16 protein-coding genes are annotated in these 15339 nt (G+C 32.7%); 8 read left to right on the forward strand and 8 right to left on the reverse strand.

What is annotated here, in order from left to right:
- From AAEO59_RS02165 to AAEO59_RS02195, 7 genes are all read left to right on the forward strand, one after another.
- Window positions 1-1254, forward strand: coding sequence for a sigma-54 interaction domain-containing protein (locus AAEO59_RS02165; RefSeq protein WP_341699103.1), 1254 nt, complete (start codon window positions 1-3; stop codon window positions 1252-1254).
- 115 nt (window positions 1255-1369) lie between these two features.
- Window positions 1370-1873, forward strand: a complete 504-nt coding sequence (locus tag AAEO59_RS02170; RefSeq protein WP_341699104.1) for an LptE family protein — start codon at window positions 1370-1372, stop codon at window positions 1871-1873.
- Between the two features lie 66 nt (window positions 1874-1939).
- Window positions 1940-2782 (forward strand): tetratricopeptide repeat protein, encoded by an 843-nt coding sequence (locus AAEO59_RS02175; protein WP_341699105.1) that lies wholly within the window; start codon window positions 1940-1942, stop codon window positions 2780-2782.
- 6 nt (window positions 2783-2788) lie between these two features.
- Window positions 2789-3130: a preprotein translocase subunit SecG gene (gene secG, locus AAEO59_RS02180; protein ID WP_341699106.1), complete on the forward strand. Its 342-nt coding sequence runs from the start codon at window positions 2789-2791 to the stop codon at window positions 3128-3130.
- A 143-nt stretch (window positions 3131-3273) separates the two neighbouring features.
- On the forward strand, window positions 3274-3549 hold the full coding sequence (locus tag AAEO59_RS02185) for a co-chaperone GroES (protein WP_341699107.1): 276 nt from the start codon (window positions 3274-3276) through the stop codon (window positions 3547-3549).
- 73 nt (window positions 3550-3622) lie between these two features.
- Window positions 3623-5254: a chaperonin GroEL gene (gene groL, locus AAEO59_RS02190; RefSeq protein WP_341699108.1), complete on the forward strand. Its 1632-nt coding sequence runs from the start codon at window positions 3623-3625 to the stop codon at window positions 5252-5254.
- Between the two features lie 138 nt (window positions 5255-5392).
- Window positions 5393-7753, forward strand: coding sequence for a hypothetical protein (locus AAEO59_RS02195; RefSeq protein ID WP_341699109.1), 2361 nt, complete (start codon window positions 5393-5395; stop codon window positions 7751-7753).
- Between the two features lie 62 nt (window positions 7754-7815).
- Here AAEO59_RS02195 and AAEO59_RS02200 read toward each other — a convergent pair whose 3' ends face one another.
- The 8 genes from AAEO59_RS02200 to xrtF all read right to left on the reverse strand — a co-directional run bounded on the left by AAEO59_RS02200 (window position 7816) and on the right by xrtF (window position 14783).
- Entirely contained in the window at window positions 7816-8499 is a 684-nt protein-coding gene (locus tag AAEO59_RS02200; RefSeq protein WP_341699110.1) for a DedA family protein, read from the reverse strand.
- A 136-nt stretch (window positions 8500-8635) separates the two neighbouring features.
- Entirely contained in the window at window positions 8636-8980 is a 345-nt protein-coding gene (locus AAEO59_RS02205) for a heavy-metal-associated domain-containing protein (protein ID WP_341699111.1), read from the reverse strand.
- A 19-nt stretch (window positions 8981-8999) separates the two neighbouring features.
- On the reverse strand, window positions 9000-11009 hold the full coding sequence (locus AAEO59_RS02210) for a TonB-dependent receptor plug domain-containing protein (RefSeq protein WP_341699112.1): 2010 nt from the start codon (window positions 11007-11009) through the stop codon (window positions 9000-9002).
- A 91-nt stretch (window positions 11010-11100) separates the two neighbouring features.
- The gene (locus AAEO59_RS02215; RefSeq protein WP_341699113.1) at window positions 11101-11502 is read right to left on the reverse strand and encodes an HYC_CC_PP family protein; all 402 of its coding nucleotides are present in this window, start codon (window positions 11500-11502) and stop codon (window positions 11101-11103) included.
- 51 nt (window positions 11503-11553) lie between these two features.
- Window positions 11554-12909 carry an MBL fold metallo-hydrolase gene (locus tag AAEO59_RS02220; protein WP_341699114.1) on the reverse strand — a complete coding sequence of 452 codons (1356 nt, stop codon included), beginning with the start codon at window positions 12907-12909 and terminating at the stop codon, window positions 11554-11556.
- Between the two features lie 16 nt (window positions 12910-12925).
- A complete protein-coding gene (locus AAEO59_RS02225) occupies window positions 12926-13756 on the reverse strand; it encodes a restriction endonuclease (RefSeq protein WP_341699115.1) in 831 nt (276 codons plus the stop codon).
- Between the two features lie 54 nt (window positions 13757-13810).
- Window positions 13811-14257, reverse strand: a complete 447-nt coding sequence (locus AAEO59_RS02230; protein ID WP_341699116.1) for an exosortase F system-associated membrane protein — start codon at window positions 14255-14257, stop codon at window positions 13811-13813.
- The gene (xrtF, locus tag AAEO59_RS02235) at window positions 14247-14783 is read right to left on the reverse strand and encodes an exosortase family protein XrtF (RefSeq protein ID WP_341699117.1); all 537 of its coding nucleotides are present in this window, start codon (window positions 14781-14783) and stop codon (window positions 14247-14249) included. The genes AAEO59_RS02230 and xrtF overlap by 11 nt, the downstream gene beginning before the upstream one ends.
- Window positions 14784-15003: 220 nt before the next feature.
- Between xrtF and AAEO59_RS02240 the strand changes: the two genes are divergently transcribed.
- A complete protein-coding gene (locus AAEO59_RS02240) occupies window positions 15004-15303 on the forward strand; it encodes a transposase (RefSeq protein ID WP_341699118.1) in 300 nt (99 codons plus the stop codon).
- The last annotated feature ends 36 nt before the right edge of the window (window positions 15304-15339 follow it).

Consider the following 15339-nt stretch of genomic DNA (forward strand, 5'->3'; position numbering starts at 1 on the left):
ATGGAAACAGTTCAAAATATAAAACAACGATTTGAGATTATTGGGAATGACCCAAAGCTTAATCGTGCGATAGAAAAAGCCATTCAGGTAGCACCGACCGATATATCCGTTTTGGTTACAGGTGAAAGTGGTGTTGGGAAAGAAAATATCCCAAAAATCATTCATTCCCTATCCCACAGAAAACACGGTAAATACATTGCCGTAAACTGTGGAGCTATTCCGGAAGGAACTATTGACAGTGAACTTTTTGGTCACGAAAAAGGCGCTTTTACCGGAGCAACAAGTACGCGTGAAGGTTATTTTGAAGTAGCTAACGGCGGAACTATTTTTCTGGATGAAGTTGGTGAACTACCCCTAACGACTCAAGTTCGTTTGTTAAGAATTCTTGAAAATGGAGAATTCCTAAAAGTAGGTTCCTCTCAAGTTCAAAAAACCGATGTGAGAATTGTAGCTGCTACGAATGTCAATTTGTTCAATGCTATTGAAAAAGGCAAATTTCGTGAGGATTTATATTACCGTTTGAGCACCGTAGAAATTGCTTTACCCCCACTAAGAGAAAGAAAAGAAGATATCCATTTATTGTTTAGAAAATTTGCTGCCGATTTTGCTCATAAATACAAAATGCCTCCATTAAAATTAGACGATAATGCCGTACAGCTTTTACAAAAATACCGTTGGAGCGGAAACATTCGTCAATTAAGAAACGTAGCCGAACAAATTTCTGTATTAGAAACCAATCGTGACATTTCGGGTGTAACACTACAATCATATTTACCACCTACAGAAGGAAGCAATCTTCCTTCGGTAATAAACAGCGGTAAAAGTGAAAGTGATTTTAGTACTGAAAGGGACATTTTGTACAAAGTACTTTTTGACATGAAAAGTGATTTGAATGACTTAAAGAAACTTACGCTTGAACTTATGAAAAGTGGCGCTGCAAAAACACAGGATATTAACCCGAATTTGATTCAAAAAATATACGGCTCTAAAGAAGATAGCGAAATAGAATTTGAAGAACAACCCGTAAGTACAGTGGTGACACCAACTCACACGGAAACTTACAGCAATTCTGATGACAATTATCTTTTTGCAGAAACCATCGAAGAGGAAGAAATATTGCGATTAGAGCAAAAAGAAATCGAAATGATTAAAAAATCCTTAGAGAAAAATAAAGGCAAAAGAAAAGCAGCCGCTGATGAATTAGGAATTTCGGAAAGAACACTTTACCGAAAAATTAAACAATTCGACCTTTAAAAAGAAAAAAACAATATTAAAATCCTAAATTCCAATTTTACTATCTTTGATAGACTTTTTGAATTTCGATTATTGGAATTTGGAATTTAAAAAATTGGGATTTACTACAAATTTTATGAAAAAAACACATTCTCTTTTTGCATTAATTTGCCTTTTAATGTTGAGCAGTTGCGGTATTTACAACTTTACAGGAACCGGAAAAATTGATGCTAAAACCTTTCAGGTTAATTTCTTTCAAAACAATGCCGATCTTGTAGAACCTGGAATTGACAGAACTTTCACCCTTGCCTTGCAGGATATTCTACAAAATCAAACCAATTTAAATTTGGTTAAAAACGGAGCTGATTTAACTTACGAAGGAGAAATTGTAGATTATCGAATAAGCCCAATGACAGCTACCGCCGATCAACAGGCCGCACAAAACCGTTTAAAAATAAGAGTTAACGTTCGTTTCACAAACAAAAACAAAGAATCGGATGATTTTGAAAAAACATTCGAATTCTATTATGATTATCCCGCAACTACACAATTGCAGGGAGCCACTTTAAGCACTGCTTTAAAAGAAATTTTTGACCGTATCACTCAGGATATTTTCAATGAATCGCTAGCTAAATGGTAAATATTGATTCGGTTATTTGTTGATTCGCAAATTCATTTAACAATAACCAAATAACCAAACTAACTTATGAATGTAACCGATTATACTTATTTAATCAACCATCCAGGAACAATTTCTGAAAAGCAAACAATAGCTTTAGAAAAAGTATTGGATGAGTTTCCTTATTTTCAAAGTGCCAGAGCCTTACGCTTAAAAGGATTATACAACGAAAGCAGTTTTAAATATAATGCGGCACTTAAAATCACTGCGGCACATACAACTGATAGAACTGTTTTATTTGATTTTATTAGTTCAGATGAATTTAATGCTATTCAAAAAGGATTATTTGAAAAGAAAACAAATGAATTACTGGCTATCAATGTAGTAGACAGTATTGAAATTATTCCACCTAAATTAGAAACCGTCTCGAATGATTTTCAAACGGAAACCACTATTTCTGAAGTAGCCACACAAGAAAATGAAACCCATATAACAGCCGAGGAAAACCTTGAAATAGGTAAACCGTTGGCTTTTTCTAAAAACGAAACCCATTCGTTCCAGGAATGGTTACAACTATCCAGAATTCAACCGATTGTAAGAGAATCTGAAACCAAAGAATCAGTTAGCATTTTAAATACTGAAGAAGTATCAAAAAAGAAAAAAGAGGCAATCATTGATCGATTTATAGAAAACAATCCCAAGATCTCACCAGTTAAACAAGGAACTAGTTCTAACTTTAGTATTGACATCAACAAAGACGATACTACTTCGCTAATGACTGAAACTTTGGCCAAAGTATATTTGGAACAAAAAAAATATCAAAAAGCAATTCAAGCTTATGAAATATTAATTTTGAAATATCCGGAAAAAAGTAGTTTCTTTGCAGACCGCATAGCGGATATTAAGATTTTACAACAAAACAATAATTAAGTAATAATGAGCACATTTTCAATTTTTTTAGTTTTAATAACTATAGTTTGTTTCCTACTGATTGTAGTAATCATGGTTCAAAACCCTAAAGGTGGAGGTTTATCTTCTTCATTAGGTGGATCAACTCACATGGGTGGTGTACAAAAAACAACCGACTTTTTAGACAAAAGTACCTGGACTTTAGGTATCGTTTTAATCGCATTAATTTTATTATCTAGCTTAAGCTTTACTGGATCAACAAGCGACAATAGTTCTAAAATTATTGATCAAACTGAAGCCGCAACTCCTGCAGCTCCAACTGCACCTGCTCAACCAGCTGCACCTGTAGCTCCTGCACCAGCAAAATAATTCTTCATAGAAATTTATATAAAATGCCAGCCTGTCAAAGCTGGCATTTTTATTAAGAAAAAATGGCAGTAAAATTGGACTGGCACAATTTCTGAATAAACAATGCAAAATTTAATTTAACTCAATTATAAAAATAAAAAATCATGGCATTAAACATTAAACCACTTTCAGACCGAGTTCTGATTGAACCAGTTGCAGCAGAAACTAAGACAGCGTCAGGGATTTTTATTCCAGATACTGCCAAAGAAAAACCACAAAAAGGAACCGTTGTAGCCGTAGGAAATGGCACAAAAGATCATGAAATAACTGTAAAAGTAGGTGACACTGTACTTTATGGAAAATATGCAGGTACCGAATTAAAATTAGAAGGAAAAGATTATTTGATTATGCGTGAAGACGATATTCTTGCAATCATCTAAAAAAAACGTATTAAGAATTAAGTACAAAGTATTCAAATTTTTAAAACTCAACAATAAAAAGTAAGAAATTAAAATGGCAAAAGATATTAAATTCGATATTGAAGCACGTGACGGATTAAAACGTGGAGTTGATGCATTAGCTAATGCAGTAAAAGTAACTTTAGGACCTAAAGGTCGTAATGTTATCATTGGAAAAACTTTTGGTGGACCTACAGTAACTAAAGACGGAGTTTCAGTTGCAAAAGAAGTAGAATTGAAAGACCCATTAGAAAATATGGGAGCTCAAATGGTAAAAGAAGTGGCTTCTAAAACTAATGATTTAGCGGGTGACGGAACTACTACTGCAACTGTTTTAGCACAAGCTATCGTAAAAGAAGGTTTGAAAAACGTAGCTGCAGGAGCAAATCCTATGGACTTAAAACGCGGTATCGATAAAGCTGTTGATGCTATTGTTACAGATCTTGCAAAACAATCTCAAGTAGTAGGAAGTGACTCTGACAAGATCAAACAAATCGCTTCTATCTCTGCTAACAATGACGAAGTTATCGGTGAATTAATTGCTACTGCTTTCGCAAAAGTAGGAAAAGAAGGAGTTATCACTGTAGAAGAAGCAAAAGGGACTGATACATTTGTTGACGTAGTTGAAGGAATGCAATTTGACAGAGGATATCTTTCTCCATATTTTGTTACCAACTCTGAAAAAATGGAAGTGGAATTAGACAGCCCATACATTTTATTATACGATAAAAAAGTTTCTTCATTAAAAGAATTACTACCGGTTCTTGAGCCAGTGGCTCAATCAGGAAAACCATTATTAATTATCGCTGAAGATGTTGATGGTGAAGCCTTATCAACTTTGGTAGTAAACAAATTACGTGGTGCATTAAAAATTGCTGCTGTAAAAGCACCTGGTTTTGGAGACAGAAGAAAAGCAATGCTTGAAGATATTGCTATCTTAACTGGCGGAACAGTTATCTCTGAAGAAAGAGGATACACTCTTGAAAACACTACTATCGAAATGTTAGGTCAAGCTAAAAGAGTAGCTATCGACAAAGATAATACAACAATCGTAAGCGGTTCTGGTGATGCTGAAATGATCAAAAACCGTGTGAACCAAATCAAAGGTCAAATGGAAGTAACCACTTCTGATTATGACAAGGAAAAACTTCAAGAGCGTTTGGCTAAATTAGCCGGAGGTGTTGCTGTTCTTTATGTAGGAGCTGCTTCTGAGGTAGAAATGAAAGAGAAAAAAGACCGTGTGGATGATGCTCTCCACGCAACTCGCGCAGCAGTTGAAGAAGGAATTGTTGCTGGAGGTGGTGTTGCTTTATTAAGAGCAAAATCGGTTTTAGGAAGCCTTGTTGCTGACAATGCTGATGAAGCTACCGGAATCCAAATCGTTTCCCGTGCTGTTGAAGCTCCATTAAGAACTATTGTTGAAAATGCAGGACTTGAAGGTTCAGTTGTAGTTGCAAAAGTTGCTGAAGGACAAGCCGACTTTGGTTACAATGCAAAAACTAACGAATACGTTGACATGTTAAAAGCAGGTATTATTGATCCTAAGAAAGTAACTCGTGTAGCTTTAGAAAACGCTGCTTCAGTTTCAGGAATGATCTTAACCACTGAATGTGCTTTAATCGATGTTAAAGAAGAAAATGCCGGAGGCGGAATGCCAATGGGTGGTGGAATGCCTGGAATGATGTAATATCATTCTATTTTGAATAAAAAAAACGTCTCACTTAAAAGTGGGACGTTTTTTTTTACAATCCCTCTAGTTGTAACTAAGAAAAAACTTAAAAAAACTTATATTTGCTTTTCTCATAACCAACCAACTTATTAAAAAATGAAATTTAACCTATCCCTTTATTGTTTATTATCCTTATTTACATCTTTAGCACAAACATCAGCTAGCCAAAACAAGATCACCGAAGTCATAGAAAACTATTTTAATTACGACAGAGAAAATATTCATGTCCAATTCAACAAATCAATCTATGTTAATGATGAACAATTGGTTTTCAAAGGATACGTATCCAATAAAACAACTCAGCTACCAAATACTAAAACAACTAACATACAAGTTGTCATCTATAATGATAAAAAAGAAATTATACAAAAACAACTGCTCTTTGCCTATAATGGTTATTTTGAAGGCGGGATGCGATTAAACGACAAATTCACTTCAGGAAATTACTATTTTCATTTCTACACCAACTGGATGAACAATTTCGTTGAAGATGAATCTTTTGTACAAACAATCGAAATAATCAATAAAGATGAACCTTATCAAATAAAGACAAACAAACCAAATTTTGAAACAGCAAAGATCGATTTATTTCCAGAAAGCGGAATAATTATTAATGAAACTAGCAACAAAATTGGTATCAGAATAACCGATTGTCACCAAAAAGGCATTCAAATCACCGATGGCACTCTAACCGATTCTAAATCAAACATCATTTCCCGATTCAACACAAATACAATGGGAAATGGTTTCTTTTACTTTATACCGGTTGCCAATGAAAAATACACTGTAAACATTAAAGTCGACAATAAAAACCTTTCAAAACCACTACCGCCTATTCAAAACTCCGGAATAACTATTGGATACAATAACAACCTCAACAACAACACACTAGCCATTGTTGTAAAAACAAATGAAAACGGCCTTAAATTATATCAAAACAAGAAATTCAATCTTATTGTCCACCAAAACAAAAACTTAATTCAAAAAGAGTTTACTTTCGAAAACAATCAACCAGAACAATTAATCCGTTTTAGCAAACTTAATTTATCAAATGGTGTAAATACCATTCGTGTTATTGACGAAGATTTAAATGAAGTGTGTCAAAGATTAATTTACATCAACACTTCAACAAAACCAATCACAAACCTTGAATTAAAACCCATAAAAAACGACAGCTTGAGTTTGACTGGTACAATTAATTTAAATAATGCCAGCCTTAGCGTTAGTATTCTTCCAAAAGACAACATAAAAACAACTCAAAGCAATTCCATCATTGGAACATTTTCCTTAAACTCTTATCTAGCAAAGCCTGAAACCGAAACTTATCTTTATTTCGATTCTGAAAACAAGACTCAAAAACAAGATTTAGAGCTATTAATGTTAAATCAAGCCGAAAATAAGTACAAATGGGACAACATCAAAATGCATCCACCAAAACTTCTCTACCCTTCTTTAAAAGGTACAACTATAAGTGGAATTGTTGAAAAAAAAATAAACACTCCTTCTAAATATAAAGTCTCATTAATGTCCTTAAAAGACAAAATCTTTTTAGAAACAACTCTTAATGACAAAAACGAATATAAATTCGAAAACATATTCGCTACAGACTCAACCACTTTTTTTATTCAATTGATGAATGAAAAAAACGAAGCTGTTTTTTCAAAAATATCTGTAAATGTTTTCAATCCCAAAACAGACAATAACTTTGCTAAAAGCTGGACCAACATCATTTGCTCTCCATCTCAAAATAGTGAAGAGGTAATTACTTTTAGTAGCTCAAACAAAAACGCTATCAACCTTGACAATGTGGTGATTCAAAACAACTACAAAAAAACAAAGCTCATCCACAAAGAGGGAAATAATTTTGCAACCGCTTTTAAAATAAGCGATAAAGAATTTGGAAGCCTTTTAGATTTCTTAGGACGAAATGGCTATAGAACCGGCTTTAACCCTACAGATAACTCTGTATTTATAAAAAATCGTTTAGGTGATATTGTTAGAAATACGGATAATTCACCCGATGTTTTTATTGATGATATAATACTTCTTGATTTGAATTTAATAAACAATTACAGCATAGAAGAAGTTGATGAAATATATATTGACAAAATGGGTTCGTCAGGCTTTTCTAATGGAGGAAATGGCATTATAAAAATCTATCTTAAACCTGGAACAAACAAAGATTATTTAAAATCAAAACTTAATACTTTCATTTTGACCAATGGTTTTTCAAAAGTATTACTATACAAAAATTCAAAATTTAGCACCAAAAAAGAATTTGATTATTTTGGAACTCTTGATTGGTCACCAAATATTATTTTAAAAGACAATTCTAACTTTGAAATTAAATTTGCAAAAGAAAATCAAAAGGAAGTAATAGTACAAATTGAAGGCTATTCGAATGATGGTCAGTTAATTTCAGAAATCAAACACCTGACTACCACTGAAACTCCTTAACAAAAAAAAAGGTCTTATTAACATTTTAACAAGACCTTTTATATTATCATTTTTAAAGAAAACTAATCTTTAGGGGCAACTGTTTTCTTCGTCAACTTAAGAATTACCGGTGATAAAGTAACTACCACTAATCCAATAACAATCACTTCAATATGCTCTTTTAAATCTATTCCGTAATTATTTAGAAGGAAACCATACAAATAATGTCCGGAAAATATCAAGGTAAACGACCAAAGGAAAGAACTCAGAATATTATAAAACATGAATTTCTTTTTTTCCATGGTAACAATACCTGCAACTATAGGAGCAAAAGTTCTGAAAATTGGTAAAAAACGTGCAAAAATGATTGCTCTTCCACCATGTCTTTCAAAAAAATCTTTAGACTGGATGAGATAATGCTTTTTAAACCAGAAACTATCTTCTCGATTATACAAATAGTAACCACTCTTAGCACCAAACCAATAACCAATCATATTACCCAAAATTCCAGCGAAAGCTACCAATGTTGAAAGCAAAGTTACATTGACAAAATCACTATCAATAAACAATATATTCTCAATCAATTCTCTATTATAAATTCCGGCAAGAAAAAGCAAACTATCTCCCGGCAAAAAGAAACCCGCAAATAAACCTGTTTCGGCAAAAACAATAAATAATACTATAAAGATTCCCAGTTTTATTCCATTTACATCAAAGTGTATATAAAAAAGAGGATCAATTAAATTCTTCCAATCAAAGTTGTTCATTCCTACGGATTTTATTAGAAATATTTTGAGCGTGAAAGTAAGAATAAATTACTTTAACTACAATTTATTCAATTCATTTAAAGTTTAATTAACGAAAAAAACAGCTTCGAATTAGATTCTTAAAATTTTATCCTTCTTACTCCTTTCTGTCATATTTACAGCAAGAATGTAAATTATCATAATCTTCCTTAGTTGCTTTTATAGCATCAGTATCATGACCTGCCTTAGCAACGGCTTTCTTTAAATCAAAAGCAGAACTTTTCTCTTCATTCATGATAACTGATAATTGGTGCGTACCAATATTCCAACTAGCTGATTTTACCCCAGGAACTCCATAAGCTGCTTTTTCAATTCTTTTTTTGCACTGCTCACAATTTCCATTTACTTCTGTAGAATATTTTAAATTTTTATTTTTTTTCTCTTGGGCTTGTGTCGACAATCCAATGATTAGAAATGCAATAGTGATAATAATATTTTTCATCTTTTTTTTAATTTTTAAGTTATTTTATTTTAAATCGTAATCCGGCATAATACATTTGTCCAAAAACTGGAGCATACAACATAGAAGCATCAAAATTAGTTCCAAAAGGGTCATCGCTACCTAATACTGCCTTCATTTGTCTATAATTCCCAATATTTTCTCCCCCTACATACACTTCGAAAGTATCTGAAAAAACACGAGTAAGTTGTGCATTCATTAAAGCATAACTTGGCGAGAAATCTGGCAAACGATTCGCTTCTGGATTGGTTGCCGTTGTTGGTAATTGTTGTTGACCAATCCAATTGAAAGTAAAATCCATTTTCCATTGACTTCCTTTTTCAGTAAGTGGCGTTTCGTACTCTAAATTACTAAAAAAACGGTGTTTTGCCTGAAAAGGTCTTTGAAAATTGCCTGACAAATACTGTGTTTGTGTATCATAAAATTTATAAGCCGTACGCAAATTCAGACTATTCAGTAACTCGTAATTAAACTCAAATTGCAAACTATTAGCATATGATTTTCCTTCTAAATTATAAAATAAAACAGCTTGTGGACTTTGCATAACATCAACAACCGCCTGATTTGTAAAATCTGTTCGGTATAAATCCAAGACAACTTCGACATTTCTATTTAAAAATTGGAATTTTTGAGAAAAACTCAAACCATAATTCCAAGCAATTTCAGGATTCAATCCATAAATTTTACCCGTTGAATCTAAGAATGTAAAACTTCTAGAACTAGCCAATAATTGTTGATTTTCTGCAAAAACATTAGCCGAACGCTTTCCTCTACCGGCAGAGAAACGTATAACTGCTTTTTCCCAAGGATTGTATCGAGCATGTAATCTTGGAGTAACAAAAGTTCCTAATCTGTTGTGATTATCTACTCTGGCACCTAATATCAAACTAAAATTATCAGCATTATCATAAGTATATTCAAAAAAAGCACCCACTGAGTTATCATTTCGACTATAATCAGTTGCATTTAGAAATTCCTGATAATTATCGTAAGTAAAATTCAAACCTGCAGCAAACTTATTCTTTGTATTATTTATGATGGAATTAAAAATCAAATTAGAATAGTAGCTATTTTGCTTGATATTATATAAATTCAAACCATAATAAGACTCTTGATTATGACTATTAAAGGCATTTTGAAAACCGATACTTTGAAAAGGCATTTCAGGAAAAACATAACCTATTTTTGTTGATACATCAAAACGTTCTGTATTAATTTCTGACCCCCAATGATTCATCGTTCCTTTATCTCTATCTTTATCAAAAGCAACTTCACCTCCTTGTTTTTTATCATTCATGTATCTGAAATTGATAAAACTCACCAAACCTTTTTCAGCATTATTATACTGATAACGATTCATTACATTAATTTGCTTTCCTAAAGGCCCGTCTAAAAAACCGTCATTATTCATGTCGTTTTTAGCCACTCTGGCATTTCCGTGCAGCAATAAACTGGTTGCCCACTTATCCGAAAGTTGTTTTGTAAAATGTGTATTCAATTCAAATCGAGAATCAGTAGACCCGTACATATTTAAGAAAAACGGGATATCGTTGAATGGTTTAAGTAGCTCAGCATTAATTTGTCCTGATATACTTTCATAACCATTCACTACACTACCAGCCCCTTTAGTAACCTGAATACTTTCAACCCAAGTTCCGGGCGTAAAAGACAAACCATAGGCCTGAGAAGCACCTCTTACAGAAGGAATATTTTCTTCGGTTATCATTAAATAAGGACTAGTCAAACCTAACATTTTAATTTGTTTGGTTCCTGTTATTGCATCCGAAAAATTGACATCAATTGACGGATTAGTCTCAAAACTTTCAGCTAAATTACAACAAGCTGCTTTAAGCAACTCTTTACTGGTAATCAATGAAGTATTCGCTGTTACAGTAAACGATTTTTGAATTCCTCTTTTCTTCTTAACCAATTTTACCTCCTTCAAATTTTCTTGAGAAAACAGTGTAAAACTTAGTAAAAAAAGTACCAAGGATATGATATTTTTTTGCATAAAAAATGATTTTAATGTTTAAATAAACTATTTGAAAAAACACAAATAGAACTTTTGAATCGTTAAGACGATTCAATTATTAACATTAAAATCAGGCGTAAAAAAGGTATTGATTATATAACTTAAACAATGGCGGGGCATTTGCCTCACAGTGGTAAGAAATAATTTGTTTGTTTTTAAAATTGGAAACAGATTTAAAAACAAAACTTGGATTTTCGGTGATAATTAAGGGAGCATCAAAATGAAAAAAGAATGTTTTTACAGTAGCATCTTCTGATTTTTTTTCAAAATTAATTACCTTATTAGAACAACAAGAAGCAACTTTTAACTTTTTTTCACAACATTTTTTCGAATGTTTGAAATTAGAATTAGCTAGTTTAACCTCTACATTGGCAATTTTATTACCACAATAATGCACCTCAAAAGCTAAACCTACATTGGAAACCAATAGTAGAAAAGCCAAAATCAAACCGATGCATTTTCTTGTTATCATTTTGCAAAAGTAAAAATTAATACGGACTAAAACATCAAAAGTATGTTAAAACTAAAATTCAAATTCCTGCCCCATTAATGGTACCGAACACTTAAAACCGTAATGTTCTTTCATTTTTATCCGCAACTCATCAGCTGCTGCCGATTCTCCGTGAACTAAAAACACCTTATACGGTCTATTTTTTAATTCCGACAGCCAGTCAATCAAGTCAGCCTGATCACCATGAGCCGACAATCCATTTATTTCAAAAACCCTGGCTCTAACAGTATAATATTCACCAAAAATTTTAATTGATTTTGCTCCTTCAATTAATTTTCTTCCCCGGGTTCCTTCAGCCTGATAACCTACAATAAGAATGGTAGTTTCAGGAATACCGATATAATTTTCCAAATAACTTAAAACCCTACCTCCGGTAATCATTCCACTTGCGGCAATAACAACTTTGGGACCTTTATTATTTATTGCAGCTAAAGTTGCCTCATAATCAGAATTAATGATAAACATTTTACTCATTTCCTGACAATCGGCAAACTTTAATTTATGCCATTGGGTATTATTAAAAAAAACTTCAAAAGCACCAACACCCATAGGCGAATCAACTATAAAAGGAATTTCCGGCAGTCTGCCTTCTTTTTTTAATTCCCACAGTAAAAACATAATACTTTGTGCCCTTTCTACAGCAAAACTGGGAATAATAACCGTCCCTCCTTTTCTATAAGTTTCTTTAATATAGTTTTCTAATTCTAATTTGGGGTCGGTTTCTGGATGCAATCGGTCGCCATAAGTACTTTCTAAAAAAACCAGATCGGCTTTTTGAGGTTTAACCGGAGGCGCTAACAAAACATCATTATCCCGACCAATATCTCCTGAAAAAACTAATGTTTTTCCTTCCACCTGAACACTAATACTACAAGCCCCAATAATATGTCCTGCCAGAAAAAAAGTAGCTTCTATTCCGCCTTCCAGCTTCACTATTGTATTGGGCTGAACAACCGTTAATAAAGGAAAAACATCCTTAGCCTGATCTACAGTATACAAAGGTTCTGCCAATTCGTGTTTAGAACTATTTTCCTGATTAGCCTTCAAAGCGTCCTCTTCCTGAATTTTAGCACTATCTATTAAAATCAATTTGGTTATTTCCATTGTAGGTGCTGTACAATAAATCTTGCCTGTAAATCCTTGCTCAACTAGCCTTGGTAACCAACCACAATGATCCAGATGCCCATGAGTTAACAATACAAAATCAATAGTTGAAGCCAAAACAGGAATCGGCCCCCAATTGAGTTCGCGCAAAGGTTTTATTCCTTGAAACAAACCACAATCAATCAAAAAACGAACTTCTTCTGTCTCAACTAATGTCTTCGAGCCCGTAACGGTTCCCGCCGCTCCAATAAATTTAATTTTCATAAAGCAGTCTTTTTAATTAATAACACTTACACAACTCAGCGACTTCTTTTAGTACATTCTTTATTCGTCCCGCACTGATACCTATCTCTTTTAAATCAGCCCTATTTTCAATTAATTCTTTTACCAAAATAACATCAAGCAACAATAACTTTTCTTTTTCTGCTTTGGTCAAAGTCGTTAAACAAGTAACAGGATACAAACAATCATGATTATTCCGGGACTTCAAACTGTGTTTTTCAGGATAATCCCAACTTAACAAATGAATTCCGGAACACTCTGCAAAAGCTATTGCATCTGCTGTAAAACGAGTATTGGTAACAATCCAGCAACTATTAATTTTCTCCTTATTTAAAAAAAGTGAATAACTATTTTCTCTCAAATCATTAAATCTGGAAAAAACATACAAAGGCACTTTGACATCCGAAGCAGCTTCCTTTCCACCGTGAAATTTACATTCCACCATTGCAATCTGATTATTTTTCTTTATCAAAATATCTACCTCATGCATGACACAATTGCCTTGTAAAACGATATTAGTTTTAGTTTCATACTTTTCGGCTTCAAAAAGGCGAGCAATATATTTCTCAAAATAAAAACCTTCAGGCCCCAGCATTTCTATAGCAGCACGTAAATTGTAACGGGCTGCATGTGAATGAGTATGCTTTTTTAGTAAAGCAAATGCTTTTTTGTAGATATTTTTAGTTGAAATTCCGTCGTATATTTCTCCAGCAATCTCTTTCATAATAGATTCAGCCGTAAAAGCATCAGCACCAGATTTTAACAATGATGCTGTAAGTTTCTCGGGATTAAAATTAACAACGGCACCGGAATGTTTTATTATTTTCATATCACCTTAATAACTAATTACAAACTGAAATCACTTACTTAAAGTTACAAAAAATTATCCGGAATTACGTTTTTGAAAGTAAAATGCTGGTATAAAAAGCAAAACAAAAATGGGCTGAATAAGAAAGCGACGAATATAAAACAGTAGAAAATTATTCTGTGAACCGTAGATTTGAATAACTAAAAACAATGCTACCAAAAAAAACACAAAAGCTATTGAATATAATAGTAGAGAAAACTTCAACATCAATACATCTCTAAAAATCACATAAAGCAATCCTAAAGAAATAATTGTATTCAAAGTATACCTTAAAAACAAACCTAAAGTGAATCGAAAGGGGTTATATTCAGGCAAAGGCATACTATTGAAATCACCTTTAAAATAGTCTAAAAAAGGATCGTAAAACAAGACATTCTCATAATAGCGAATCATAATAAAGCAAAGCACTAAGGCTGCAACAACGAATAACTTCAATACATAAGGAAAAAATCTATTTTGCATACAATGAAAATTTATTCACCCAAATTACCCACAACAAAAAAACAACTCCGTAAATAAACAAAGGAAAAATTATCGTATGCAGTAATTCCTGTTGTTCCGGAAAATGATACAAAGCAAGACATAGTAAAGCAATACGCACAAGATTTAAAATATAAATCAGTACACTTCCGCCCAAAATAAACAACAAAGTAGCCTTTAATTTTCCCGAAAAAGCAACTACAAACGAAACAAACAAAATAATTACGCTAATAGCATTACAACCTTCAATCATTCGTGCAATAGGTTGTTGTTTATAAAAAAGCATAACAAAAGAAGCATCAGGCATCACCTGATTATCAAAATCTAACCCAAAAAACTTCAACATTTGAACCGTGTTAGCCGCCACAAATTGAGTTATTGCATCTACGGAATGTTGACTAAAACGATACAAAAAACCTTGATAAACCAAACTCAAAACTAAATACGTCAGGAAAAATTTGGCCAGAAAAACTAAAAAAGGACGATATAGAATAAAGTATTTTTTCAATTGTATGATTTTTATCAAAACTATAACTTTTTCAAATGCTATTTTGAAATAATTTTACCAAAACTTTAAAACCGTAAAAATGGATTTATCAAAACTACAACCTGATATCACTTCGATAATTGAAAACACAAACCTTAATAGAGACGAAAAACTTTTAGCCATTTGGATATACTAATTTAGCGTACAGTTTAAGTTAAGACTAAAATCTTAATTTTAACACATGAAACAAGAAAGAAAAATTTACGATCCAGAATTCAAAATTAAAGCCGTTCAATTGAGTGAAGAGCGAAGCAATCTTTCAGAACTAGCCAGAGAACTTGGTATTAAAGTTTCTTTATTATATAAATGGCGTAAAGATTACCAGGAATATGGTGAGGGTAGTTTTCCTGGTAAAGGGAATTTAAAACTAACGCCTGAACAGGAACGTATTCACGAATTGGAGAAGAAATTAAAAGATGCTGAAATGGAACGAGATATATTAAAAAAAGCAATCAGCATTTTCTCCAAGAGCGGTCGATGAAATACCGATTCGTTAAGAATCATGAAAGCCAATTTC

This window comes from Flavobacterium flavipallidum, assembly GCF_038289905.1.
Taxonomy (GTDB): domain Bacteria; phylum Bacteroidota; class Bacteroidia; order Flavobacteriales; family Flavobacteriaceae; genus Flavobacterium; species Flavobacterium flavipallidum.